Consider the following 26,642-nt stretch of genomic DNA (forward strand, 5'->3'; position numbering starts at 1 on the left):
TTTATTCCCCATTCCCGTCCTTCGGTTTCGGCATTTTCTCCACCAGGTAGGTCCAGTTTTCCTTTTGTGTAACCATTCCTTCCTTCATCAGCTTGCCCATCGCACGCTTGAAGGCGGATTTACTAATACCAAACCGTTGCTTGATAATATCCGGCGGTGTTGCGTCGGAGTAAGGCATACCGCCGCCCGGACGCTCTTTCAGAAAAGCAATCAATCGATCCGCATCCTCATCACGGCCCACTTCCTTGCGTGGCGACATTGCCAGATTGACCCGACCGTCTTCGCGAACAAGCGTGACCCGTACCTTAACCTCTTCGCCCAAGCGAAGCATCCGGTTGCGTTCTGAGGAGTGAATCATCCCAATCGCGCCAAAACCAAGCACCCCTCCGTCCACCAGAACGAATGTGCCCATTTGAAGCGGCTTGTACACAGTCGCCTGCACCCACGTATTCAGCCACGAATCAGGGGCGTGGAAGCACAACGGAGCCAGTTCCTGTTCCCCTGCCAGCTTAGCCCGCAATCTGCCTTGCTTGTCATGCTCCATAATGGCATACACGTAGTCGCCCACCCGAGGATGCAAATCTCGGTTTTCTGGCAACTCACGAATCGGCAGCAAAAGCTGACGACCCAATCCCATCTCCAGGAAACAACCCAAACGCGGATGCACATCGGCCACCTCAAGCTTAGCCATTTCGCCCAACGACAAGAACGGCTTTTTCATGGTTGCGGCCAAACGGTCCTCTGTATCGTGAAAAATAAATACCTCCAACCGTTCACCAACTTCAATTTCACGTGTCAGCTCCGTATAGTGCAGCAGCACATCCTGCTCACCAACAGTGAGAAAGTAGCCGAAAGGAGATACCTCACGATCCACCATAATGGTGACATAAGTACCGGCGATCAAACTCATACCTTTTCCACAACCTTAGCATCCGACCAGAGTCGTTCAATGTTGTAATATTCGCGCTCGTCGCGATGGAAGACATGCACTACGACATCCCCCAAATCCATTAGAACCCAACGGGCGGAATCCATCCCTTCGATTCCTTTGATAGTTACACCTTCATCATGAGCGCGTTTGCGAATTTCTGTTGCAATCGCCTGTACCTGTGTATCCGAATTACCGTGGCAGATGACAAAATAATCAGCTACTAGTGATATTCCCCGCAAATCCAGTGCGACAATATTCATTGCTTTTTTATCATTTGCGGCATCAACCGCTGTTTGCATTAATTGCTCATTAGTTAGGGTCATTCATGAACCTCCGTTTTTCTCTGTTTTAGTTGTTGAATCAAGTCATTGCGCGACAAGACTGTCAGTGGAAAAATAACCTTTTTCTTCTCCAGCAACAATGAAATTGTGGAGTCAAATCCAGCGACAAGGCCCTGCTCCAAACTTTTCTTTGCCTGTTTACGGATATGCTCAACCCCGGGAAAATCCCGTCCCGGTTCGATGTAATCAGCGAGACACACGACTTTGTCCAGCAGGCTCATACCTACGCGTCCTGACGTATGCCAGCGGATCGCATTCCTTATTTCAGAATCATCCACTCCGTAATCTCTTGCTGCAACGCAGTATCCTACCTCTGAATGCCAGAGCTGCTTGTCATGTTCCAAAAGCTCCTGATCACATTCGGGATGACTGCGAATCACTTCTTCCATCTGCTGAACAGGCCAATATTTCGCTACATCATGCAAAATAGCCGCCAGTTCGGCCTTATCCGGATCTACTCCATAACGCTTCGCAAGCTCCACTGAGGTATGCATAACACCTAGTGTGTGCTTCCAGCGTTTTTCAGGCATTTGACCAGATACGGCTTCCATTAATTGCTCACGGCTGTACTTCATACAAACCGCCCCTTGTAATATAGTCATGCACTCGATCAGGCACAAGATAACGGATAGTGCGCCCTTCCGCAGCACGCTCTCGAATATCCGTGGACGAAATGTCCACCACTGGCATATCTGCCAACAGTACCTTGTCCTGCAAATAATGTGGCAACTCATCCATTGCAAGCTGGAATCCTGGTCGCCGAACACCAATGAAACAAATTCGCTGCGCCAGTTCCTCAATTCCCTGCCAATGAGGCAAGTAGTTCACCATATCCGCACCAATAATAAAATAAAAATCCACAGCAGAATGCAACTCCTGAAGCTCCTTGATCGTGTCAATGGTATAGGATACTCCCCCGCGAAGCACTTCAATATCCAGCACTTCAAAAGCAGGATGACCCGCCACCGCTTCACTCGTCATCTCCAGACGCTCTTTACCGCTCGCCCCCGCCTGATGCTTGTGCGGAGGAATATGAGAAGGCATAAACCATACTTGATCTAGTCCATAGGCATCTCTTGCCGCTTCTCCAGCCAGCAGATGTCCAATATGAATCGGGTCAAATGTACCACCCATAATACCGATTTTCATAATTTTCTCCCCGCATGTTATCCTCTAGGCAACTCAATTTCCTTATGGTCACGGGATTCTTTGTACAAAATAATAGTGCTCCCGATGATCTGTACAAGCTCAGAACCTGTCTCCGCGGCCAGTTCTTCCGCAATTTCATGCTTGTCGTCCAAACAGTTGTTCAAAATTTGTACTTTCATCAGCTCACGCTTTTCAATCGCATCGTTGATGTGACGCATAAGATGCTCATTCGTACCGTTTTTGCCTACTTGAAAAACCGGGTCCAAATGATGCGCCATTGAGCGCAGATATCTTTTTTGTTTACCTGTTAACATGTATATTTAACCCCTTCGTCGCCACATATGCAATGCAGCATTTCCATAATTTTAATGTACCCTCTTACTTACGACAGGCTACTCAGCACAGCTGCTCTCATTTGCTCTACAGCAGGGACAACCCCTGTAAAATACTCAAAAGCCACAGCCCCCTGGTACACGAACATGCCCAAGCCCCCATGTACAGTGCAGCCGCGCTGTTCACGGCTTTCCTGTAAAAGTCTCGTTTCCAACGGGTTGTAGATCAAATCACTCACAATGATTCCCTCCGGAATCAAGCTCGTTTCCAGTGGAAGTTCATCCGATAAAGGAGACATTCCCACCGAGGTTGTGTTAATCAACACATTCACTGTGGCGAGCACGCTCTTGGCATCCTCGTTGGAATAACCCCTCACTGGGATCGCTTCCGTCGTCCACTCTAATGCCAGTTGCTCAGCTTTGTCACGTGTTCGGTTCAAAATAATGACCGATTCCGGCTGCTCCTCCAACAGAGCATGAATCACGCCACGAGCAGCCCCTCCGGCTCCAAGCACAGCAATTCTTGCTCCCTTCAACTCAACAGAAGTCTCTTCTTTGAGGGAACGTACGTAGCCAATTCCGTCCGTGTTATACCCCTTAAGCCGTCCATTATCATTTACTATCGTATTGACAGCGCCAATGAGTCTGGCACCTTCATCAATCTCATCCAGATATTTCATAACCTCGACTTTATGGGGAATCGTCACATTGACTCCGCGGAAATGCAAAGCGCGAATCCCCTTCATGGCATCTTCCAGCTGATCCGGTTTTACATGAAGAGGTACAAAATCTCCTTCAATCGCCGCTGCCTGCAAAGCTATTTTATGCATAAGAGGCGATTTGGAGTGCTTGATTGGATCACCCAATACGCCCAATAGTACAAGACCTTGTTCAGTCGCTTCAGACTCCCCGCTGTTCATCGTCGCTCTCCCCCATATTGCAAAATATTAGGCCGCACAAATACATGAATGGCGGCAGGAACCAGTACAGTACCTGTTCCTTGCCGCCCTATAACATGGTTACAGCAACGTTATATCAACGCAGGCCGCAAAAGCACACGGACTCCCCGAGGAGCATGAATCGCAACCAGAGCTCCGTTCTCGCTATTTACCCTGATCCATCCCAAGCCGGAAATATAGATGTCCGATGGAGACTTGCGTGGCACGCGGAACTCATGTCTTGTCCATTCCGGCATCTCTGCCAATTGATCGCGTGTTGGCGGAGATAACAATTCCCCGGCATGATCAGCGAACAACTGATCAGCTCGCTCCAGCTTCGTGCGATGTATCTTAAGACCACCGTTAATGTAGCAGGTAAAAGATTGGTGCTGACCGTCGACAAAATCAAATCGGGCCATACCGCCGAAAAACAATGTTTGTCCGGCATCAAGCTGATACGCAGCAGGCTTCAGCGGCTTGTCCGGCATAATAGCGCTCAAGTCCTGACGGGAGACGATCTCACTGAATCGCCAAGGGTATACAATACCCGGAGTATCAATAATGTGCTTGCCGTCGTCGAGCGGAATATTCACCATATCGAGTGTAGTTCCCGGGTAACGGGACGTTGTGAGCTCCTGCTCCATGTCGCTATAATCACGAATCAAACGGTTAATGAGCGTGGATTTACCCACATTTGTCGCTCCAACCACATATACATCGCGGTTACCACGGAGCTCAGATACCACATCCAAAAGACGGTCAAAGCCCTGATTTTTTTTAGCTGAGCACAGTACGATTTCTTCCGTGCGAAGCCCTTGCTCCTTCGCTTGCTTTTGTACCCAGTTACGTATCTTGTTCCAATTCGTTACCTTAGGCAGCAAATCGGTCTTGTTTACAGCCAGTATAACCGGATTAGAGCCTACAAAGCGTTGCAGACCGGAAATCAAGCTGCCTTCAAAATCAAAAATATCTACAATGTGGATAACGAGTGCATCCTTGTCGCCAATCTGGCTGAGCAGCTTCAAGAACTCATCTTGATCCACTGTCACTGAAGACGTCTCATTATAGTTTTTGATTCGGAAACAACGCTGACAAATGACAGGTTCGCGAGTAAGCAATTTTTCAGGAATAAATCCCGGAAGCTCCGGGCTAGTGGTCTGCACGGTTATACCGCAACCACTACATTTGACGGCAGTGCCGCCGTCAGGTCTTTCAGTCATTCTTCTTTTCCTCCTCAAGCCATAAGCCTTTCTTACGTAACCTTGTGAGCGCGATTCGCTCCAACCGCCGATTAAATCGAGTCATGACTCCTTCATCATGAATGGATATCGGTAACACCAACACCGTATGCAACCCCAGTCGGTTACCTCCCAATACGTCCGTCAACATTTGGTCTCCGACCATAATAGTTTCTTCCGGAGTCAGCCCCATCATACGGATGGCTCTACGAAAAGACGAGTTGGAGGGCTTCCGTGCGGCATGTATAAATTCAATGTCCAAAGGCGTAGCAAACACGGATACACGGTCCATATTGTTGTTAGACACGATGACAAGCTTAAAACCCGCCTGTTTGACCTTCTCAAACCAGGCCACCAGCTCGGGAGTTGCATTCGGCGCTTTTGCGCCGACCAGCGTGTTATCCAGATCCGTAATAATGCCGCGATATCCTTGAGCATATAAGCCTTCAAGATCAATATCAAAGACGGTATTCACCCGTAATTTGGGCATCAGCATTTCAAACAACGTCGGTCACCTCAGTTTCATACGACAAACTATACCATATTACTATGGCTTAGTAAAAAGCTATCCGCAACAAACGGACAGCTTTTTCACTAAATATATAGCTAAAGACTAAAATAGACGTTTTATCCAGCCTTCTTTGTGTAACAGAGAGGCTTGCTTGCGAACCATATGCCAATCTTCTGCGGTTACGGATGAGGGACTATAACGCGCCTGTTCAAATCGTCCAAGCAGCTGATGTAAAATTGAAGCCTGTTCCGGTACTTCTAGCGACCATCTATCAACTGATTCCCTCAGTGTTTCGTGACTGGCGCGGACAAATCCCCTTCTTCGCATGTACCTTAACCAGTGCTCAGTTTCGACGACCACCTTTTCATCCGGAGTCAACGGCTTACCTCTGCGTAAACGCAGCAGGTAAAAGTGAAGGTCTGCCCGATTACGCCAGACGACATAAGCAGCCCACAACAGCAGAATTGCAGCAGCAGAACCTATAATTACAGGATGAATCTTTGAAGCTTCCTCCGGATTAGTCTGCGGGGTCTGCTCAGGCTGTTCCGGTTCAGACTGATCTTTAACCTCTGGGGCTTCTGGAGTCTTTGAATCCTCCTGTTCCGTAAGCAGCGGCATATCAAAGCCAGGAGTTGCTTCTACAGGAACCCAACCGTATTCACCTAAATATACTTCCGCCCAGGAATGAGCATCCGCATTTGTCACGGAGTAAGAGGACATATTTTCGTCACCTTCATCCGTTGTTGCATCATCTGAAAACGTCTGCTGACCAGGTGCATACCCTTTAACCCAACGGGCCGGAACCCCAACGGAGCGAGCCATCATGACTAATGAGGTGGAATAATAATCGCAATAGCCCTCCCGAATCTCAAACAGAAAGGCATCCACAAAATCTCTGCTTCTTTTCCGTGAGAGATCCGGATTGTTCGTATATGCATAATTTTGCTGCAAATACTGCTGTAGTAATCCGACTTTTTCATATGGCGTTTTCGCCGTTGACGTTACGTTCTGAGCCAAATCACGAACCCGCTGTGGCAACTCATCTGGAATTTGTAGATAGGCTTCCTGTTTGTTTTTTCCGTACAACTCATTAAAAGTTTTTGTGCGTAGCTCTTTCTCAGGGATCACAGGGACATGCGATACCAGAGTATACGTTTTAGGATAAGCAGTTCTTCGGGAGGATGGATTCCAAAGCAGTTCCGCCTGTTCCGGCTTCCAACGTAACCCGTCTGCCCGTGAATCTCTGTCCACCGATTGAACACGCTGCACCGAATAAGCGCCAAATAGAACAGGATAGCTTTGGTCGTTTTGCATCGTAATGGTCTGAACGACCTGCTCAGTCGAATGCCGCGTTTCTTGTGTGTTTTCAAGCTCTGCGGTCATTGGAACATCATTTAACGTTTGATCATCGTTGCCCTTGTCACTCCAGCCTGTACCGGAATAGGTTCGTTTCGTTTCCCCCCGCCAATAGCTTCGTTGAGTGGTCGTGATGGTCATGACAGGAGAATAGTCAAAATTAAAACCTCCCCCCAACCGATTATCCTGGCGACTATAACCCGATGCAGTGTTCATCCGCTGATCCAGTGCCCCAGATCCATTGTTGATCCCGGCGGTAGTTGAGCTATTTCTCTGGGTCCACGCTGTATAGGGATCCGTCAAAGCGGGCTGTACCTCGGGCATATTGACACCAGCCATAATAATGAGCGCAAAAATGACCGCAATATTGGCTGCTATTTTATATGGATAGCGCCGAATATGCTTCCATCCTTGAGGATAATGCTGCCGAAAATACTGCAGATGCTGTGTCACCAGCCAACCCATACCAGCAAAGACGATCCAAGCAACCTCCTCCCACAGCACAGTTGGCGTGAAGGAATCAAGTACTGCCAGCGCGGCAATGTTAATACCCACAAAAACAAGAATCCGCTGCTTCGTTGTAACGATGAGCGGCACCATTTCAATAACTAGCCAAGCAATGAGGGAAAACCAAATATAAGGTGACATATTGGAAATAAACTGGTCCAGGCGATTGGCTACCCCTCCGAAGGGGATAATGATTGAATAAGACACCAATGTCCGATACAAAATAAAAAACAGCGCCGCCGCCTTAACAATAAATTCAATCCAGGGACGAACTGGTAGTACAATCTTCACCAGAGCCAGCATTGTAATGGTCATTAGTACGAGTGCTCTTGTCTCTTCCAACCATAATTCGGAAGCAAAAGAAACCCATTGCATGGCAATAATAATAATCCATAAAAATGTAAAAGCGGGGACCCAGGAACCCTTTAACGATTGTAACCAGCTCTTCATAGTGTCCCTCCCCCCATTACAGCCGGGAGCTCTTCAAGGCTCTCAACATCGTAGCCCTTAATTCCCCTTGCACGAAGCATGCTCATCCATTCTTCAACTTCTCCCTCAGCAGAACCTTCTCCGATATAAACGTGGCACGGAGTCATCCCCCGGGTATCGGCCCAGCGAAGAAGCTCCATCGCCTGATAATCCTTCAGCGGACTAATCAGTATAAAATAACAGCCTTGCGGAAACTGGCGCACACTGCTTTCTACAGCGGATTTCAAGCTACCTTGTGAAGTGGTGTGTATGTCTACCAAGTGATGCATCATTCGTTGTCGTTCCATTGTCTGCTCACTTGGTTGAAAGACGGTGCCTTTCTCTCCAGCTGTGCACAATCCAACCCCCATTCGCTCCCGTCCACCATATTCCAGCAATGAAGCGGTAGAGGATACAGCTAGCTCAAACTGTTCGGCGTTCACATAATGCTTCATGTGTACGTCCAGCACAAGCATCGTTTTAGGAACGGTCTCATGCTCAAATTCCTTGGATTTCCAGCTACCTGTACGCGCCGTCGCATTCCAGTGGATGCGCGAAAACCGATCTCCATATACATAATCCCGTACACCGTTAATTTGTGTCGTTTCACGCCGCGTTCGAGTTTGAACAGTCTGCGGTCCAGACATCCTTGAGCGACGGTCATTCATCTGCCAATACGGAATGAATACCGTTCGGGGCAGAACCCGAAATTCACCGCGTGCGTTCAAGCTGCCTTTGTGCTCCAACAGACCGAAGATGTCCTCACTCACACATTCCGTTTCCTCAAAGTGATAGCTTCCTCGCTCTAAAGCGGGAGTCTGAAATGTAAGCTGACCGCCCCCTTTTAGACTGGGAATGACACTATCCTCAAACGACCAGGACTCACCTGTATGTCGCTTAAGGACCTCACGGACAATGACATAGGGTAACGGAAGAAATCCAGGAATGCTGAGGCTCAGCTTTACATGCACTTGATCTCCTGCATGCAGCAGTTCTCCAAACTCCGAGCCTTGCGAAAGCTGCCGGGAGCCTTGCACACGGCGAACTCCGCTCAGACCAACGATCCATAAATAAACGATTAACAGCGTAACCATAGACAACAGCATGACCGACGTCTTGCCGCCCTGAAACAACAAATATAGCAGGCACACCACCCATATGACCATCAGAAGCCAGATGCGGCCTGACAGCCGGGGAAGCCTGCGCTTCCTTTTGACCATATTCATTCCCTAAGGACGCTCCATTCGTACGGGTACATGTACGTGCCGAAGGACAGCCTCCAGCACGGACTGGGCATTGGAACTATCCAGGCGCGCCTCGGGACGCAGCAACAAACGATGCGTTAGCACATAAGGTGCCAGCGCCTTCACATCATCAGGCAGCACATAGTCACGGTTGTCCAGAAAAGCGTATGCCTTCGCAGCCATTACAAAAGCAAGCGCCGCCCGGGGGCTAGCTCCCAGCAGCACAGATGGATGTTCTCTTGTCGCACGTACGATATCAAGTAAATAGGACGTCACTGCTTTGTCCATATAAATCCCTCTAATTTCCTGCTGGATGTCAGCAATCTGCTCCATATGAGCTACAGCCTCCAGACGATCTGCTGGCTGGCCTGCCTGATGATGGAGCAGCATGTTTCGCTCCGTCTCCATATCAGGATAACCCAAGCTGATTTTGAGCATAAAACGATCTAACTGTGCTTCCGGCAGCATATAAGTACCTTCAAAATCAATCGGGTTTTGTGTCGCACACAACATAAAAGGATGAGGCAACATATGAGTGTCCCCATCCACCGTCACACTGCGTTCCTCCATAACCTCCAGCAGAGCTGACTGGGTTTTCGTCGTCGCTCGGTTAATTTCATCCGCCAGCAAAATATTAGTCATCACAGGACCCGGACGGAAATAAAAACGCTCGTCCCGTGGATGAAATATGGATACCCCTGTAATATCACTCGGGAGAATATCAGGATTACATTGAACACGGCGGTAATCACCGCGCATGGATTTGGCAAGAGCCTTGATCATTTGCGTTTTTCCCGTACCCGGAACATCCTCGATCAGAATGTGTCCACCCGCCAGCATAGCCGTAAGCAGTAATTTTATTTCAAAGGATTTACCTAATATACATGATTCCAGATTAGAACGGATTGCAGATACAATCTGCACAGATTCTTGACGTACGGGCATAGCTCTGTAAACCTCCTAGATAGCAACCTGTTTCCTATTATTGTACATGAAGGTAGGCACAGAGTACACTTAACCCCCTGCCCATATTATTCAAACTCCATCCTTCTTTCGATCTCTCATGTGCAGAACAATTAAAAACCCTTCGGTCATTAGATCCGAAGGGCACATGTATACAATTATTTATCTTACGATGTCAAATCTAAAGTACGCTGCTTTTATATGCTTCCTTTTGGACGAACAAACAAGCATGCCAGAAAAGAGAAAATAATCGCAGAGGAAATCCCTGCACTTGTCAGACTAAAAATCCCTGTAATGACACCCAACCATCCGTCCTTCTCCAATTCGGTTAATGCGCCGTGTACAAGTGAGTTACCAAAACTGGTAATTGGAATGGTCGCACCCGCCCCTGCAAATTTAATAAGCGGATCGTATATCCCAACAGCATCAGCAATTGCACCTGCAACTACCAACGTACTCATCGTATGTGCCGGCGTCATTTTGAACACATCCATCATCAATTGGCCCACGACACAAATGGCACCACCCACTAAAAAAGCCCATAGAAATATCATACTGTTCCTCCCGCCTCAAAAGCTACAGCATGTGCAACACAAGGAATGCTCTCACCCTGCTGTGTAGTCAAAGGAGATAATAACGCTCCAGTCGCCACCACCAGTACCTTTTGTAGCTCTCCTTTTTCGATCCGCTTCAACAAATGCCCGTAGGTTACAACAGCCGAGCAGCCACAACCACTGCCTCCTGAAATGACTTTCTTTTGCTTATTAATGTCGTAAATCAGTAAACCGCAATCATTAAATTCCGTCTGATTCATATCAAACCCATCTTTTTTGAGCAACTCCTTGGCAATCGGCAGCCCCACAGAGGCTAAATCGCCCGTTACAATGAGGTCATAGTAACTAGGGTCACGGCCAGTATCTCGAAAATGAGACAACAGCGTATCCGCAGCCGCGGGAGCCATGGCTCCACCCATATTAAAGGGGTCTTTAATGCCCATGTCCATTACACGTCCAATGGTAGCACAATCCACCACCGTCCCTGACTTGGCATGGCCCACTATTGCGGCGCCGGAACCGGTAACAGTATACTGAGCCGTAGGAGGCTTCTGCGATCCGTATTCATTAGGATAGCGGAATTGTTTTTCCACAGTACAATTATGGCTAGTCGTACCCGCCATCACGTAGTCACCGGCCTCTGAGTCCACAATAAGTGCGGCTAAGGCTAAGCTTTCCATGGATGTTGAGCATGCTCCAAAAACACCCAAATAGGGAATGGCCAGCTTGCTAGCCGAGAAGGAGCTACTGACAATCTGATTCATCAGATCACCACTAATAAAAAACTGCACTTCTTCTTTGTTCAAATTGGCATTAATTAGCGCCAGCTCTGTAGAGTGCTCAATCAATCTACGTTCCGCTTTTTCCCACGTTTTCTCGTTGATTTCTATATTGTCATAAATATAATCAAAATCTGTGGACAACGGCCCCTCTCCTTCATCCGGGCCCACAACAGTGGCACTTCCAATGATGCGTGGTCTCGATTCAAACTTCCAGGTTTGTCCTCCCTGTCTTCTCATAAGTGATTGCCTCCTACACCAAGGATGGCATATATAACGCCTATGATAAATGCAGCCACCACCCCGAATACGACAACCGAGCCTGCCAGTTTGAACATATTCGCGCCCACTCCGAGCACCAGCCCCTCAGAACGATATTCCAATGCAGCCGAACACATGGAGTTAGCAAAGCCTGTAATTGGCACAGCGGTTCCCGCTCCCGCCCATTGGGCAACCTTATCGTAAACCCCGATACAGGTTAATATGACCGCCAGCAAGATCATCATAGATGAGGTCGGCGGGGCGGCCTCCTTGGCTGATATGTGCATCCCTGCCATAAAAGCCTCCTGAATCGCCTGTCCAATCACACAGATCCCGCCTCCAACCAGAAAAGCGCGCACACAATTGGCAAATACTTTTCTCGAGGGCTCATGCTTTTGTGAAATATTCTGATAGTCCTTCTCATTTATGGACAGCGGCGACGTATTGGTACGAAAACCGCGCTGCCCGGATTTAGCTGGCATCATTCACCACCCCTTATCTGTAAGTTTTCGCGCTTGGCGGTTCGAATTGCTTGGGTCTTTTTCATTATGAGCTTTTTGGAGAAATGTTATGTCAGGAAAATGATATCGTGGACATTCCGTACAAATCCATTCATACTAAATACATGACGACCACTGGTTAATTAATAAGGAGTGAGGTATACATCATGGAATCAAAAACATTGGAATTGTTTAAAACCTTAACGGAGTTTCCTTCCATTCCTGGGCATGAGCGAGAGTTACGGGCATGGGTTAAGGAACGGATATCCGGCTATACCGATGAAATCGTGCAAGATCGATTGGGCAGTCTTTTTGGGGTGCTACGCGGTCAAGAGAGTGGACCACGTGTAATGGTGGCAGGCCATCTGGATGAAGTCGGTTTTATCGTGAATGGTATTACGGAAAATGGAATGATTCGTTTTCAGCCGGTTGGAGGCTGGTGGAGTCAAGCCATCATGTCACAACGTCTTCAAGTATTGACTCCAAAAGGCCCAGTTATCGGTGTAGTTGGCTCTATCTCGCCTCATTTGCTGGATGAATCGCAACGCAGTAAACCTATGGACATCAAGCATATGTATCTGGATATTGGCGTAGACAGCAGACAGGAAGCTCAGGATCTGGGGATCGTACCAGGAACAGCCATAGCGCCAATCTGTGATTTCACACCACTGGCAAATCCTAAAAAAATCATGGCTAAAGCGTGGGATAACCGCTACGGTGTAGGCTTGGCTATTGAACTGCTTGAAGCGTTACATAAAGAAAAAGACAAGCTTCCCAATACATTGTATGCGGGGGCCACTGTTCAGGAGGAAGTAGGACTGCGCGGTGCACGCACAGCGGCCAATCTGATTCAGCCCGATATTTTCTTTGCACTGGATTGCAGTGCAGCCAATGATATGGGCGGTGACCCGAATGCTTACGGACACCTCGGTAAAGGCGCACTGCTGCGGGTATTTGATCCGGGTATGATTACACACCGCGGGATTGTGGAATACGTGCAAGACATGGCGGAAACTCACAAAATCAAGTATCAATATTTCATCTCCACAGGGGGAACCGATGCAGGCCAAGTGCACTTGAGCGGAATTGGCGTGCCATCCACCGTCATAGGCATCTGTGGACGATACATCCATACTTCCTCGTCTATTATTCACACTGATGATTATGATGCAGCCAAAGAGCTGATCATCAAGCTGGTTCAAAACCTGGATCGTACAACGCTGAATACCATTATTGAACGAGCTTAAGGTGTAATAGAGAATCGCTATCTATAAAAAACAGTCAAGACACGTACAACGTGCATTGACTGTTTTTTTAATTTAATAGAAACAAAAGATAGAACATTTCAAATCAAATGCTTATAACGAAGCAAAGCAATCACTACAAGTACAGCAGTTAGAGCAATGCAGACGTTTTCTACCTTAGCTCCCTTCCGGGTTCCGGTACTCATCAATTTAAATCGCAGCTTCCATTTGAACGGCGGCAAAGGTTTAATTCCATTATTCGTCAAGGAATCTGCCAGTAAATGCAGCAAGTACGCCATACCTCCAGCCAGCCATATGCTGTCACCGTGCAAACGTGTTGTACCATAAAGCAGCGCAGTCCATGCGACTGTCCCGTATACCGTATGAGTTAACCCCCGGTGTGGGACTAGCGTACAAATGATCAGCAGACACCCAGCGATATAATTCCACGGTGCATATGATTCTCCATACCAGGCGAGGCCGATACCAATTAGAAAGATAATAACCTTGCGCATGGATCGTGAAGGCATAAAAGAAGCACTAATCATCAGCAAAGCCAGAACAAGATTCCATGGCGGCGGAGCCAAACGGGTGAAAAATACCCAACCAGCAGCCCCAATCATTAGAAGCTGTACGAATCTAAGCATTTTGGTTGGCAGCGCACGGCTCACGAGCATGGAGTTAGGCTCGTCAATATCCGGCAACAGTGAACCGACCACAGCAGCTGCCACGGCAGCCGGGGTCACTTCGTATCCACTTAGAGCTAATACCGACAGGGAGACCCCGGTTCCAATAATCAAATGGGCTCTTCCCATCATGGTGCAAAACATCCTTTCGTTGCAGCATACAACAGAGTTCAACATCACTCCATTTGAATCAGCATGATTCGATTGTATACGACAAACAAAAGGAGAACAATAGTTCGCTTATTCTATTTAAAAGACTTCATTCAAAAGTCCTAGTTTAATCGCTCTAAAGTATTTTACTGGCGGTGCATAGAAGACATTCGTCCTTATTATTAACCCCCTCCTCTGTCCTTACTCTCCAGTCAGCCCTGTCCTGTGTTATAAGGATACATCTTCCTGAACTTATCGGCTGCCCTGCAAACTTTCTGCGAAAAAGAGCACTGTTCAACCATATTCAAAAAAACAAGACATATGGCCTATGAGTAAGTTGACAAACATCTTCAATATTTTCTTTTTGCCTTAAAGTCCTATTGTACAATTTGAAATATTAGGTAATATAGTGTTTATATTTACTATATGAATCTATTAAATGAATAAGGAGGAAATGATTATGCAAAAAAAATCGACGTTCCGAAAGTTCAAAACCCTCGGTCTGACATCGTTGTTAAGTCTTGTATTATTCGCCCTTCCCGCTTCAGCTGCTTGGAATGATACATACACAGGCTACGCCACATATACGGGATCAGGTTACTCTGGAGGGGCATTACTACTTGATCCCATCCCTTCGGATGCCAAAATCACAGCGCTTAACCGCACACAACTGAATTATAACGGAATCAAAGCTGCATTAGCCGGAGCCTATTTGGAAGTTCAAGGTCCCAAAGGGAAAACAACCGTATATGTAACTGATCTTTACCCCGAAGGTCCAAGTGGCGCACTCGATCTGTCCCCGAACGCGTTCAACCTGATTGGCAATCAATTAGACGGAAAAATTAATATTTCGTGGAAAGTTGTCAAAGCTCCTGTTAGCGGCAATGTCTCCTACCGTATTAAAGAAGGCAGCAGCCAATGGTGGGCAGCCATTCAAGTACGCAATCATAAATATCCGGTCTTGAAGATGGAAGTCCAACAAAACGGACAATGGCTCAATCTCGAAAAACAGGATTACAACCACTTTTTGGGTACCAACTTAGGAAAACAGCCTCTGAAAATAAGGATTACGGACATTCGTGGTGCCGTGCTCAACGATACCATCCCAGCTCTAGCGGAAAATGGCACAGGCCAAGCCTATATCGTTAAAGGTAACGTTCAATTTCCAGACTGATGAAGTACTGCCTCTCTTTGCTTACGTTATTTCAGGATCGATCCCCTAGGCTAATGGGAGTGTTTTACTTCTAGGCCATTTTCCCCGGGGAAACGGTTTTCCGTAAATCGGTAAAAGTTTCAAACCAGGCAAAAAAAGCGCTGATCCAGGTAGGCCCAGCGCTTTTTCGTGGTTTCGGATTACGAACTTTCGTCAGGCCAAACAGGCCGGGTTGGCGACTTATTTCCTGAAATGACGCATTCCCGTCCGTTCGCCTTTATTCTTACTGGGCCGTTAAAATCAGCGGTCCGTCCGGCGTGACTGCGATCGTATGCTCATATTGCGCTGACAACTTGCCGTCGGCCGTCCTCGCCGTCCACTGATCGTCGTCGATCGTGATACGAAACGTACCTTCGTTGACCATCGGTTCAATCGTAAACACCATGCCTTCCTTTAACCGAATGCCTTTGCCGGCTACGCCGATATGCTCGTAGCTCGGCTCCTCATGCAGGCTCCGTCCGATCCCGTGGGCCAGCAGATCGCGTACGAGCGAAAACCCGTTCGCTTCCGCATGCTGTTGAATCGCCGACGTTATGTCGCCGAGCCGGCCCCCAGGGAGGGCCCGGGCGATCCCCAGATCCAAGCATTCCTTTGTCACCTTCATTAATTTTTGCGCCTCCGGCCGGATATTGCCCACCGCATAGCACCAGCACGAATCGCCGAACCATCCGCCGTATTCCACGACGATGTCGAGCTTCAGCAAGTCGCCGTCCATAAGCATCTGGTTCGAAGGAATGCCGTGAGCCACCACATCATTGACCGAAATGCAGGTTTCGGCGGGGAAACCGTTGTACCCTTTCGTAAACTGCTTGCCGCCCAGCTTGGTGATGTGTCTGGCAACAAAGTCATTGATTTCCCGGGTGGTGATCCCAGGCTCGATCAGTTTGGCCACCTCGCGGTAGCAGTCCGCAACGATTTGGCTCGCCGGCTTCATCTCTTCGATTTCCCTAGGTGATTTTAAAATAATCATCTTTGTTTGTTCGCTCCTTATCCATTCTATAATTTTAAAAGTCGGACGATATCCCTGGCCTCCTCGTGCAGCTTTCCGCGGCGAAGCGAAAGCGCGGCGCAACCGACCAAAGCGGCCAGCAGCATTTCCGCGCGTTGTAGCCGATACGACGGCTCCGTCGCGTTTTCGCCGGAAGCGGTAGACCCGCCCGCCACACACCCGGTTTCCAGCAGCGCGGCAAACGGCGCGAGCACCTCCCGGCGAAAGGCGGCCGAGAGCGGGGCCGAGCGCGCTTCAGGTAGCGAGGCAAAGCCCTCACCGGCCAGCTTATTCAGCAGGTACAGGGCGTGGTCCTCCGCCCAAAGCTGCAGCAGCCGGACGCTGGCAGCGGCGACGGGGCTAAGCTCTGCGGCAGCCGAGATCCCAGTGTCCGCCGCATCAGCCAAGCCAAAATGCCCGCCCGCCGGCTCCTCCCCCGAAGCCGAAACGTGCGGGACCTCCGGCGGAACCTTCAGCGGAGCCTCTAACGAGGCCTCCAGCCATCCCCCGGCCCGCTCCAACGCATCCCATAGCAGATCGTAGAGCAAATTGCCCTTATTGCTGTAATAATGGTATACCGTGCCATAGCCGAGTCCCGCCTGCGCGGCCACATCGCGGATTTCCAGTAAAGGCCCCTTATTCAAAAATACATCGGCAGCGGCTTTCCGGATTTGCTCCAGACGCCGCAGTCGAATCTCTTCGTTTTGTTCCTTCGTGCGTGGACTCATCTCGTCCGTTCACCTCTTTTATTTTTGACCTACTATTATGTCAATATAAAGCATTGGCATGCAAATAACAAGAGATTAGCTGGAGGATTTCCGGCTCAACCTAGAAATCGGTACTTGACCAACGGGTTAGCTACTTAACGAAAAATCATTATTTTTCACAAAGAATCGGTTTGTTCACTGTCCTGTTCACAAGATCACACGTATAATGAATACATAAATAGGGTGTACTTTACAGCTACGTGCACACAGACAGGAGGCCTGTTCAAATGAGCAATTTCAAAAAGCATCATAAGCTTCACAGCAAATTGCTGGTCAGCATTACGTTATGTATTACGCTAACGTTGCTGGTATCCACCACTGTGTATTATTTTTACTATATTCGTGTGGAAAAGGAGCAGGCATTCGAGGCCAATCACAACAGCTTGACGTTGAGAAGCAGAGAGGTTATTAACATGACATCTATCGCTCAATCGTTGGCATTCCAAATGTATCGCAGCAGTACCCTATCCAAGTTGTTGTATTATCCCAAACCTAATGTATATGATGTAACCGCTGCCATGACCGAATTGAACAATTATCTTAACTCCATGCCGTATATCGAATCCATCTACGTGTTTAACCCTAAAAGCGGCACCTTCTACATTGCGTCTTCACAAGGTCAAAACGGGTTATTCAGCAAACATGAACTGGCTGATACAGATATCATTCGCGTACTGGATCATTATCAGGACTATAAACCCTTTACGCCTATTCCACGCACGTATCCGCTGCTGACTGCCTCAGACTCCAGAGCTGGAGTAGAGCAAGCAAGCCCAGATATCGCAGCCTATACGTATTTATGTTATGACGCAATTAACTCGAACGAAGCGATAAATTCGGCTGTGATTGTGAATGTGTCGGCGGCCTGGATGAACAAGGAAATGGCGGCGAATCCAATCTCAGGCGGGACCGCTTATATTTTAGACGATCAGGGCAGGCTGTTGTCTGGTACAACATTGACAGACGAAACTTTGAACGAAAAAGAGCAGCTATGGTTGCATACGAGAGTCAAAAAACAAGAAACAGGCTATTTTGTAGAAGACTTTCATGGTAAAAGATCACTCATTTCCTACACCTCCCCGGACGGACTAGGTTGGCAGTATATTAGTGTCACACCATATGAAAGCGTTATCAAAATGGCGAGTGTTATTCGTAATGCGATGTTACTGATAGCCGCCATCATTGCATTGGCAGGATTCGTGGCTTCGTGGCTGCTGTCCAAAATGCTGTATACGCCTATTGGCCAAATCGTTGTGCATATGAATTCACTGGAATCGGAGAAACGAAACAGTATGTACACGATCCGGCAAAACATTTTAAGAAATGTGATTCGGGGAATTCAAAATATCCCTGCCAGTGAAGAACCGGAACGATTGCGCGAGCTTGGGATTACGTTCCAGTTCGACAAAGACTACCGCCTTGTGCTGCTACGCATAGATGAATATACCCGATGGCAAAGCGAACGTGGACCTGATCTGCTACCCTATAAGTTTGCAATTATGAACATTGCTTCTGAAATATGCGGACAGACGTACCGGGTGGAGACTGTTGATATGGATGAGGACAGTGTACTGCTGATGCTTAACATTCTCGATCCCGCAGAACATACAGACACTGTACTACTAGAAACTTTATTACGCCAAATACGCGAAGCTTGCTTTGAATATTTGAAGCTGAGCGTTTCACTGACTTACAGTGCCATCACGAGTCAACCAGAACGGCTACATTTGCTGTACCGCCAGGTACAAAACGCATCTATGCACCGATTTTTTCAGGGACATGGCTGCATTATTAATGCGCAAAACACTACAGATGAAGATATCCAAAATACTTACGTATATCCAGCCGATAAAGAGAAAAAAATGCTGGATATGCTACTGTCTGGTCATACGGAGGATGCACACAGTATGATCAAAGAATTATTGATGCATATGGAAAAATATCCGTTTCCCTCTGTTCGAGAGGCGATATCCCGGCTCATCATGAGTGTGAATAATGCTGTTCGGCATATCAGTGAGCTCAATGGATTTGCTATAGAATCTAAACCTGAATTACCATCCGCAGATCGGTTAGAGACCGCTGAAAACCTAATTGATCATTATCAATTAGTCTTTGATCATATTCGCTCCAGTCTATCGGAAAAACGAAACACGAAACAGGAACGATTGGTGCGGCAAATTAATGAACGATTGGAGCAAACCTATATGGATCCCAATTTTTGTCTCAATCAGATTGCGGAAGAGCTGGATATGTCGCCGATCTATGTCAGCAGGCTATATAAGCAACAGACCATGTCTACTATCGTGGACGTCATCCAACAACTCCGTATTCGCAAGGCCTGTGAATTACTGGAACAGACCGACTGGTCCGTGGCTGACGTAGCAGAACAAACCGGATTTGCGAGCAGCTCTTATTTCCATCGCATGTTCAAACGTAGCTTGGGCGTAACACCGACAGATTTTCGCCGTTCTAGAGCAAATGCGCAATAAGTAAACTGACATCAAAAAAGCAAGCCTCCAACTTTCTGGAGACTTGCTTTTCTTCTTTATCACAAATCTTTATGTTTTATTTAATCCCCTTCTCCTTTACATAAGCTTCCCATTGTTTTGTATACTCGGTTTGAATTTTCTCCAAACCAGCTTGGTTTGCCTTTTGCAAGAAGGTCTGCAAGCCTTGATCTACATTGTCGATCAGTCCAGCTTGGAGCGGATACAGATATTGCTTCTCAACCTGTTCTAGAGCTGCTTTTTCTGCTTGGTAGGTCGTGTAGTCCTCTGCAAAGCCGGTAAACAGGTCAGGCTTCTGGATTTTATCCAGCTCGGCAAAAATTTTCTTCACACGGTCAAAGCCAGAATCAAACAGCATATATTCCGGATTACGCCAAGCCCAACTGTTCATACCTTCGCGTGAAAATCCATTAGAACTGCCGCTACCTATCATATGATAGTAACCATCTTTGACCTCGTAGTTTTTGCCTTCAATACCATATTGCGTGAGCAAGTTATAGCGTTTGTCCGTCACAAGCTTTTCATAAAAAGCTAATGCGCGCGCCGGATTTGGGCTGCTTTTTGGAATTGCAAAGCCGTTATGAATCGGGTGCACTGGAGTTGCATAACCTGTCGTCAAAGGGAATGGGTAATACTCGAGCTTCCAGTCCGGGTGAGATGCTTTGAGCTTAATGACCATATCATTAAACCGGGTTGGATTGTCACCGAAAATACTCGCTGCTTTACCAGAAGTCACTTGATCCTGAAGCGTATCTTTTACGTTTAATACATTTTTGGGAATGAATCCTTTATCGGCCCAGCGTTTGTAAGTATTCAGCTCTTCTTTTTGCTCATCCGAGCCCCAAAATTTATAAACCTCTGTTGGTTTTTCATATTTAATACCAATGCCATAAGGCAAGGCACCTATACTCTTCGTTACTAATTCGGTATATCGGTCATGTAGATTTCCCTTGATATCGCTGTTCAGAGATACGGTTTTCATATTTGGTTCATGCTGACGTATCCCATCCATATAAGCCTCGTAACTTTTGATATCTGTCGGTTTAGGCAAATTGTACTTCTCTCGTAAATCCTCACGCCATACAAAGCCGTTAGTGACATACTCTTTATACGTGCCAGGCACGGTATAAATTTTGCCTCCAATTTTAACTCCATCCCACATGTCCTGAGGCACAAATTTTTGCAGGGCAGGTGCGGCCTTAGGCAGCAGATCGTCTAGCGGCAGGAATGCGCCCTTCTTGGCATAGGCCTGATACTGCGTCCAATCTGCAGTGAATATCAGGTCGATAGGCTGACCCGAAGACAATAACAGCTTATATTTTTGATCCCAGTCTGTCCACGTCGTATAGTTAAATTTGACGGTGGCATTCAGATCTTTTTCCGCCAACTTATTAATCTCTGCCTCAATGGTAGACAGATCCTTAGGAGCATCACCCAGCATATAAAATTGCAGCTGCACTTTTTGGGATTTATCATCCTCTCCATTTGCTTTTTGTGCGCTGTTTCCGCTACCGCCTCCACATCCGGCTAATAGCGCCATGATGACCATTACTGCAATCAGGATGGACATGCGTTGTTTTCTTTTCTTTGTGAATGTCATGTGAATCCTCCCTTTGAAATGGTAGTCTGTTTAAATAAAACGCTTACAAAAAGTGCTGCTTTGATGGCATACCGTCAGCACGTTATGCCATCTCAGCCCGTTAGTGTCGCTTCAGCCTTTTACCGCGCCAATGGTCAGCCCCTTGACAAAGTAACGCTGAATGAACGGGTACAGCAGCAAAATGGGTCCAGTAACCACGATCGCCATTGCCATTTTCGTCGATTCTGTCGGCATATCACTGGAAAGGGATACGCCAGTACCTGCACCCATTTGAGCGATAAATTGCATGGAGTTAATTACATTATACAGATAATATTGCAACTGGTATTTATGCGGATCGTTAATAAAGAGTGAGGATGAGAACCAGTCATTCCAGTAAGCCAAGGCCAGAAACAGCCCCACAGTGGCAATACCCGGTGTGGATAAAGGCAGTACAATTCGATAGTAAATTTTAAAATCACCTGCACCATCTATTTTAGCGGACTCGAACAGCTCTTCCGGCATGGAAGAACGAATGAAGTTTTTCATCAAAATGATCAGAAACGGAGTCATCAATCCCGGGAAAATAAGCACTGTATACGTATCAAGCAATCCTAAATACTTCGTCAGCATAATGTACCAAGGCACCAACCCGCCTCCGAACAGCGTCGTAAAGTAAATATAGAATGAAAACGCATTGCGGTATTTAAAATCTTTGCGTGCCAGCACATATCCTGCCATCGTCATCAGGAACAGGCCCAACGTCGTGCCTACAACCGTGGTAAAAATCGTCACCCCGTACGCCCTTAACACCTCTTCAGGAAAGGTGAACACCGTCCGGTAACCTTCCAGTGAGAATTGCTGTGGTATAAAGTGATATCCATCCCTGATAATCGATTCATTACTGGTCAGTGAAGCCGAAATAATAAGTAGGAACGGGAGTAAACAAGCAATGGAAGCCATAATGATAATCACATAAGAGATAATTTTAAAAATTCGAGTGTATACATCCTCTTTGATCGCCATCCGTTTGGGTCCTCCTTTCTAGAATAAGGCATACTCGTCGTTCAACTTACGGATGATATAGTTCACGGTCATGATCAGTACAAAGCCGAACAATGATTGGTATACGCCTGCCGCCGAAGCCATACCCACATCAAAAGTCACTTTCAGCGATCGGTACACATAAGTGTCCAAAATATCCGTCGTATTGTACAGCACCCCATTGTTGCCGATTAACTGATAGAAAAGATCAAATTGTCCTTTCATAATACTACCAAGCGCAAACAACAGCAGCACAACGAATGTCGATTTAAGCATAGGAACGGTAATGTACCAGATTCGTTGAAAAATGTTGGCTCCATCCATTTTCGCTGCCTCATAATATTCGTCACTGATACCTGTAATCGCTGCTAGATAGATCACCATACTGTAGCCAAGATTTTTCCATAAATAGAACAGGATAATCAGGAAAATCCATACCCATGGTTTGTTGTATACATCCACGCGTTCACCACCAAGTTGCAGCAGCAGCGTATTCAGAAAACCATTATCATAATTAAATATGTTATACACGATGACACTTAGAATAACGAAAGAAACAAAATAAGGCAGGAACATCACAGATTGAGCGATCTTTTTAAAGTAGCGGCCTCGCAACTCATTCAACAAAATAGCGAGAACAATCGCTAAAACGTTACCAAGTAAAATAAACGCTGCGTTGTATCCGACCGTATTCAATGTCAGTTTTGTCAGCGTGCCGGATTGCCATAAAAAGCGAAAATTTTGGAGTCCGACAAACTTGGCATCAAACAGGCTGGTATTAAAGTCGAACTGGGTAAATGCATAATAAATACCCACCATAGGAATGTAGGAATTAATGAAGAAAAAAATTAAAGTGGGCAACAACATCAGAAATAATACTCGATTGCGGAACAGTTCATAGAAAAAACCGTGTTTTCTACCCGTTCCCAGCCTCTTACCGTTCAGGCGGGAATCCGCTGTAAGCATTGCAGAATTTTTGGGCATAGGCTGATTCAATGTGAGTCACTCCCCCTCTGTATACGTTGCCGACAGCAAGGTTTGTAGCACTGCCGCCGTATAACTATATTTTATGTAAGCGCATTCAAAATAAAAAGTGAAGCCTCTCATGCTTCATGAACAAAGGAGTGTCCTGAGGAGTGAACAATTCGGATATTTGTGAAGTTTTATGTAATAAGAGGCGTCTGATCGACGCCTTAAACCCATTCACAAAGCATATTTGAACGTTTGAGGCCGTCCTTTACTATCATGTAGCTCGAAGCGCAGTTCACCATCATTTTTGTTCTGACCGATAAACTTAATACCATCTTCCCTGAATCCGTTCAGTTGCTCAGGAGCTAATTGAAGCAACTCATACACCAACAATGACTGGTGGGTTTTAAGATTAATTAATATTAAAAAGCCCTCATCATTCGATCTGGCAAGAATAAACCCCTCGCCCATGCCTTCCACCGCAAAGCTGTCCTTCAAACGACCGGAAAGCTTCCCCATATTCCATATTTCTTTTACAGAACCATTAGCGTCAATCAGACGAACGGTCTGTCCATCGTTCATGACTGCTTTACCATTATAAAGCTTGATATTGTTGGCATTAAAATTCCAATAATGAGCCTTTGCCTGACGAAGTACCTTTCCTTTCTGGACGAACAGCGTATAAAAATCGTCATTAATCATGGGCTCGCCATACGCTTGCCATACCGTAACCAAATCTGCATCCTCCGTAACCTTGGTTGATATGATTTTCGTCATGCCAAAATAATCTTCTTTCAATTTAATATTTGTTGGACTGAGCGCACGGATACGGCCGCCATCCTCTTTATGGTACAATACTCCGCTGCTTGCATCCAGCAAATAGCCCTTGCTTTCCTCCGATTCCCCAACCAACTGAGGATAGCTTATGCTAGCCATTCGTTCGTTTTTCTTCCATTCGAGCTTGCCTCCGACCACATCACTGATAAATGCCAGAGGAACATAAAGCGTTCCACGAATGCTACTGGCTGAAACGTCGTAAGTAACCTTCCTGTTATGTACAAAACCTATATTGGAGTTAGCCTTTATTCGACCGGAACCCAGACTGGCTATACCATTGGTAAGTGTAAGCGTCTGTGTTTTGGGGTCATAATCCGTGGCTATTCCTGGCAGAGCAGCATCTGTAATAGGAATCATGACCTGTCCCTTGTTTATGAATGACTCTCCTTTGGGAAACGACATCATATTTCCGTTAAAATAAACACGGACACTTGCAGTTCTCTGACCTTGCTTTATAGATGCAGAAGTTCCCGCTGCCTGAGCAAACTCTCCATCGTTCAGTCCGATTGCCACACTTGCCAATAAAACAAATGCAACTATTATCCGCTTGGCAGACTTATACCGTTTGACATTTTGAAGCTGGATCATGCTTGAACCCCTCCTTATAGATCAAATTCGTTTCAGCCGAACCCGTTTCATTCTTCCTAAAAATTCGCCGGACAGGTGTTAAAATCCTCTAAAAAAGGACCCTGCTACCTGCGCAGAGTCCTTGCTTGTACCATATCCTATTTTCAAGCTTGCCGTACTACTCTCACTCTGCGATTCACCAAATAAATGCTAAGCCCGATTAAGATCAACCCGATCAGCAGGAAAGCCGTAATCGCTTCGCCCAGCACCAACGAGCTGACAAACACCGAGATCACAGGCACCAAAAACGTATAAGACGCAACCTTGCTCGCATCCCCTGAATTAACAAGTGTGAAATACAGCAACCAGGAAAGTGAAATTCCCAGCACCGTGCCGAATATCAGCCCTGACACATACGGGACATTCCATACGATATCCGACCAGCTTTCCGTCACCGTTCCAGCTCCCGTCAGCACGATGCCTCCCAGTGTACATTGAAATGCAACCAGCCACAGCGAATCCACACGCTGGTTTACCTTTTTCACATATACCGTTCCCAATGCCCAGCTCACGGCTGTAATAATGGCGAGGATTACACCTGCCACAGCCACATGTCCTGAAAATCCGCCGACACTGACAGCCGCAACGCCCAAAAATCCGATGACCAATCCAAGCACTTTAAGTCTGGACATCGCTTCCCCTAGCCACATCCATGCAAAAATGCCGACCAGTACAGGCTGGAGATATACCAGCACAGAAAACAAGCCAGAGGGGACGTACATCAGTCCCACCGTTTGCAGACCATAAAACAATACCACGTTAAAAATACCTGAAATAGCATACACCCGCCAATTTTCTTTCCAACGAATGCGATTCCATCTCGGTACTAAAATCACTCCCAATAGCAGACCGCCCAGCAGTGTACGTAGTCCTGCAAACAATAGTGGAGGTGTGAATTCCAATGCAACTTTATAAATGGGCCAAGAAATGCCCCACAACACAACCAGTAGCGCGATCATCATCATCCGCTTGGCTGTCGTTAACTCTCCCATGACGCTATCGCTCCTCTATGAAAAAAATCACTAGACTTTATATACTACGCCTACAGAACAACTTTATCAAACAAAAAATATGTATTGGAAAGCTCCAACTTTCATGCCCGTTTTTTCATCGAGGTATGTCTTCGGACAGAGGAATCCAGTCAGTTGCCTATGTTACAATATACCAAAAAGACAGATAAAGCTTATAAGGACAGGAGGTTGTCTGCACTTGATTTATATCATCAAATTTTTGTACAGCTTTGTGCTCCCTCCCGGTTTGTTCATCCTCGTGATGGCAGGGCTCGTGATTTGGCTATGGAAAAGGGCACGTATACCTGCGGTCGTACTGCTTCTTGTCACATTGCTGCTGTATGTTTCCTCGACCAATTTGGCTGGAGATTTGTTAATCAGTAGCCTGGAAAAACAGTACCCACAGCCCCGTACCATTCAAGGTGATGTCATTGTCGTACTTGGGGGCGGAGCCACAGAAGGAACCCCTGACATCAATGGACAAGGCAATCTGCTAGGATCTGCGGCCAATCGACTGCTCACTGCGGCCAGATTGCATGAAGCAACAGGCATACCCATTCTTTTCTCCGGCGGGCAAGTGTTTGGAGACAGTGGTAATGAGGCGAATATTGCACAAAGACAGTTACTGGGACTCGGTATTCCGGCAAAGGACATTCTGATCGAAAACCGTTCTTTGAACACACAGCAAAATGCCGTATATACATCGCAAATTTTAAAAAAACATCAACTCACTAGACCTGTTCTGGTGACCTCCGCTTTCCATATGCCACGTGCTGCAATGGAATTTCAGCGTGCAGACATGCAGGTCGTAGCTTATCCTACCGACTATCTGGCAAGTGAAAAGCTGTCACTGTATGCTGGCAAACTCTCGCCGTCTGCTGGGGCCATGTCTACAACCGGAACAGCCCTCAAGGAATACCTAGGAATTCTTGCATTAAAGCTTAAATAA

26 protein-coding genes are annotated in these 26,642 nt (G+C 46.8%); 4 read left to right on the forward strand and 22 right to left on the reverse strand.

The window, feature by feature from the left end; all coding sequences use genetic code 11:
• Position 1: 1 nt before the first annotated feature.
• The 14 genes from MHH57_RS16720 to spoVAC all read right to left on the reverse strand — a co-directional run bounded on the left by MHH57_RS16720 (position 2) and on the right by spoVAC (position 12,054).
• The gene (locus MHH57_RS16720; RefSeq protein WP_029515375.1) at positions 2 to 910 is read right to left on the reverse strand and encodes a S1-like domain-containing RNA-binding protein; all 909 of its coding nucleotides are present in this window, start codon (positions 908 to 910) and stop codon (positions 2 to 4) included.
• Complete coding sequence (gene rsfS / locus MHH57_RS16725) at positions 907 to 1,254, reverse strand: ribosome silencing factor (protein ID WP_013311194.1); 348 nt, start codon at positions 1,252 to 1,254, stop codon at positions 907 to 909. Before rsfS ends, MHH57_RS16720 begins: the two co-directional genes overlap by 4 nt.
• Complete coding sequence (gene yqeK / locus MHH57_RS16730) at positions 1,251 to 1,847, reverse strand: bis(5'-nucleosyl)-tetraphosphatase (symmetrical) YqeK (RefSeq protein ID WP_029515376.1); 597 nt, start codon at positions 1,845 to 1,847, stop codon at positions 1,251 to 1,253. The genes rsfS and yqeK overlap by 4 nt, the downstream gene beginning before the upstream one ends.
• Complete coding sequence (nadD, locus tag MHH57_RS16735; RefSeq protein WP_029515377.1) at positions 1,831 to 2,421, reverse strand: nicotinate-nucleotide adenylyltransferase; 591 nt, start codon at positions 2,419 to 2,421, stop codon at positions 1,831 to 1,833. The genes yqeK and nadD overlap by 17 nt, the downstream gene beginning before the upstream one ends.
• Positions 2,422 to 2,438: 17 nt before the next feature.
• Entirely contained in the window at positions 2,439 to 2,735 is a 297-nt protein-coding gene (gene yhbY / locus MHH57_RS16740) for a ribosome assembly RNA-binding protein YhbY (RefSeq protein ID WP_013311197.1), read from the reverse strand.
• Between the two features lie 68 nt (positions 2,736 to 2,803).
• Complete coding sequence (gene aroE, locus MHH57_RS16745) at positions 2,804 to 3,673, reverse strand: shikimate dehydrogenase (protein WP_029515378.1); 870 nt, start codon at positions 3,671 to 3,673, stop codon at positions 2,804 to 2,806.
• A gap of 110 nt (positions 3,674 to 3,783) precedes the next feature.
• Positions 3,784 to 4,911: a ribosome biogenesis GTPase YqeH gene (gene yqeH / locus MHH57_RS16750; RefSeq protein WP_069010449.1), complete on the reverse strand. Its 1,128-nt coding sequence runs from the start codon at positions 4,909 to 4,911 to the stop codon at positions 3,784 to 3,786.
• Positions 4,904 to 5,434 (reverse strand): YqeG family HAD IIIA-type phosphatase, encoded by a 531-nt coding sequence (locus MHH57_RS16755; RefSeq protein WP_013311200.1) that lies wholly within the window; start codon positions 5,432 to 5,434, stop codon positions 4,904 to 4,906. The genes yqeH and MHH57_RS16755 overlap by 8 nt, the downstream gene beginning before the upstream one ends.
• A 108-nt stretch (positions 5,435 to 5,542) precedes the next feature.
• Entirely contained in the window at positions 5,543 to 7,753 is a 2,211-nt protein-coding gene (locus tag MHH57_RS16760) for a transglutaminase domain-containing protein (RefSeq protein ID WP_209949480.1), read from the reverse strand.
• A complete protein-coding gene (locus tag MHH57_RS16765) occupies positions 7,750 to 8,997 on the reverse strand; it encodes a DUF58 domain-containing protein (RefSeq protein ID WP_209949478.1) in 1,248 nt (415 codons plus the stop codon). The genes MHH57_RS16760 and MHH57_RS16765 overlap by 4 nt, the downstream gene beginning before the upstream one ends.
• A gap of 3 nt (positions 8,998 to 9,000) precedes the next feature.
• Entirely contained in the window at positions 9,001 to 9,960 is a 960-nt protein-coding gene (locus tag MHH57_RS16770) for a MoxR family ATPase (RefSeq protein ID WP_165148948.1), read from the reverse strand.
• Between the two features lie 215 nt (positions 9,961 to 10,175).
• Positions 10,176 to 10,532: a stage V sporulation protein AE gene (spoVAE, locus tag MHH57_RS16775; protein ID WP_013311204.1), complete on the reverse strand. Its 357-nt coding sequence runs from the start codon at positions 10,530 to 10,532 to the stop codon at positions 10,176 to 10,178.
• On the reverse strand, positions 10,529 to 11,551 hold the full coding sequence (gene spoVAD / locus MHH57_RS16780) for a stage V sporulation protein AD (RefSeq protein WP_029515383.1): 1,023 nt from the start codon (positions 11,549 to 11,551) through the stop codon (positions 10,529 to 10,531). Before spoVAD ends, spoVAE begins: the two co-directional genes overlap by 4 nt.
• Positions 11,548 to 12,054 carry a stage V sporulation protein AC gene (gene spoVAC, locus MHH57_RS16785; protein ID WP_029515384.1) on the reverse strand — a complete coding sequence of 169 codons (507 nt, stop codon included), beginning with the start codon at positions 12,052 to 12,054 and terminating at the stop codon, positions 11,548 to 11,550. The genes spoVAD and spoVAC overlap by 4 nt, the downstream gene beginning before the upstream one ends.
• 185 nt (positions 12,055 to 12,239) lie before the next feature.
• Between spoVAC and MHH57_RS16790 the strand changes: the two genes are divergently transcribed.
• Positions 12,240 to 13,319, forward strand: coding sequence for a M42 family metallopeptidase (locus MHH57_RS16790; RefSeq protein ID WP_069010446.1), 1,080 nt, complete (start codon positions 12,240 to 12,242; stop codon positions 13,317 to 13,319).
• Positions 13,320 to 13,417: 98 nt separating this feature from the next.
• Here the strand turns inward: MHH57_RS16790 and MHH57_RS16795 are convergent, their stop codons facing one another.
• The gene (locus MHH57_RS16795; protein ID WP_209949476.1) at positions 13,418 to 14,134 is read right to left on the reverse strand and encodes a metal-dependent hydrolase; all 717 of its coding nucleotides are present in this window, start codon (positions 14,132 to 14,134) and stop codon (positions 13,418 to 13,420) included.
• Positions 14,135 to 14,612: 478 nt separating this feature from the next.
• Between MHH57_RS16795 and MHH57_RS16800 the strand changes: the two genes are divergently transcribed.
• Positions 14,613 to 15,326 carry an expansin EXLX1 family cellulose-binding protein gene (locus tag MHH57_RS16800; protein WP_209949474.1) on the forward strand — a complete coding sequence of 238 codons (714 nt, stop codon included), beginning with the start codon at positions 14,613 to 14,615 and terminating at the stop codon, positions 15,324 to 15,326.
• 262 nt (positions 15,327 to 15,588) lie between these two features.
• On the opposite strand, the gene map is transcribed toward MHH57_RS16800, so the two are convergent.
• Together map and MHH57_RS16810 are read right to left on the reverse strand one after the other, a co-directional pair.
• On the reverse strand, positions 15,589 to 16,335 hold the full coding sequence (map, locus tag MHH57_RS16805; RefSeq protein WP_029515388.1) for a type I methionyl aminopeptidase: 747 nt from the start codon (positions 16,333 to 16,335) through the stop codon (positions 15,589 to 15,591).
• A 26-nt stretch (positions 16,336 to 16,361) separates the two neighbouring features.
• Positions 16,362 to 17,081 carry a TetR/AcrR family transcriptional regulator gene (locus MHH57_RS16810; protein ID WP_209949473.1) on the reverse strand — a complete coding sequence of 240 codons (720 nt, stop codon included), beginning with the start codon at positions 17,079 to 17,081 and terminating at the stop codon, positions 16,362 to 16,364.
• A gap of 266 nt (positions 17,082 to 17,347) precedes the next feature.
• On the opposite strand from MHH57_RS16810, the gene MHH57_RS16815 reads away from it, so the two are divergent.
• Positions 17,348 to 19,609, forward strand: a complete 2,262-nt coding sequence (locus tag MHH57_RS16815) for a helix-turn-helix domain-containing protein (RefSeq protein ID WP_209949471.1) — start codon at positions 17,348 to 17,350, stop codon at positions 19,607 to 19,609.
• A gap of 76 nt (positions 19,610 to 19,685) precedes the next feature.
• Here the strand turns inward: MHH57_RS16815 and MHH57_RS16820 are convergent, their stop codons facing one another.
• From MHH57_RS16820 to MHH57_RS16840, 5 genes are all read right to left on the reverse strand, one after another.
• Entirely contained in the window at positions 19,686 to 21,227 is a 1,542-nt protein-coding gene (locus MHH57_RS16820) for an extracellular solute-binding protein (RefSeq protein ID WP_029515391.1), read from the reverse strand.
• Positions 21,228 to 21,338: 111 nt separating this feature from the next.
• A complete protein-coding gene (locus MHH57_RS16825) occupies positions 21,339 to 22,232 on the reverse strand; it encodes a carbohydrate ABC transporter permease (RefSeq protein WP_029515392.1) in 894 nt (297 codons plus the stop codon).
• 18 nt (positions 22,233 to 22,250) lie between these two features.
• Entirely contained in the window at positions 22,251 to 23,246 is a 996-nt protein-coding gene (locus MHH57_RS16830) for an ABC transporter permease subunit (RefSeq protein ID WP_029515393.1), read from the reverse strand.
• 207 nt (positions 23,247 to 23,453) lie between these two features.
• The gene (locus MHH57_RS16835) at positions 23,454 to 24,644 is read right to left on the reverse strand and encodes a copper amine oxidase N-terminal domain-containing protein (RefSeq protein ID WP_209949469.1); all 1,191 of its coding nucleotides are present in this window, start codon (positions 24,642 to 24,644) and stop codon (positions 23,454 to 23,456) included.
• A gap of 143 nt (positions 24,645 to 24,787) precedes the next feature.
• Complete coding sequence (locus MHH57_RS16840; RefSeq protein WP_209949467.1) at positions 24,788 to 25,675, reverse strand: DMT family transporter; 888 nt, start codon at positions 25,673 to 25,675, stop codon at positions 24,788 to 24,790.
• Between the two features lie 217 nt (positions 25,676 to 25,892).
• On the opposite strand from MHH57_RS16840, the gene MHH57_RS16845 reads away from it, so the two are divergent.
• Positions 25,893 to 26,642, forward strand: coding sequence for a YdcF family protein (locus MHH57_RS16845; protein ID WP_069010437.1), 750 nt, complete (start codon positions 25,893 to 25,895; stop codon positions 26,640 to 26,642).

The organism is Paenibacillus sp. FSL H7-0442, from assembly GCF_038593105.1.
In the GTDB taxonomy this organism is placed as follows: Bacteria; Bacillota; Bacilli; order Paenibacillales; family Paenibacillaceae; genus Paenibacillus; species Paenibacillus polymyxa_D.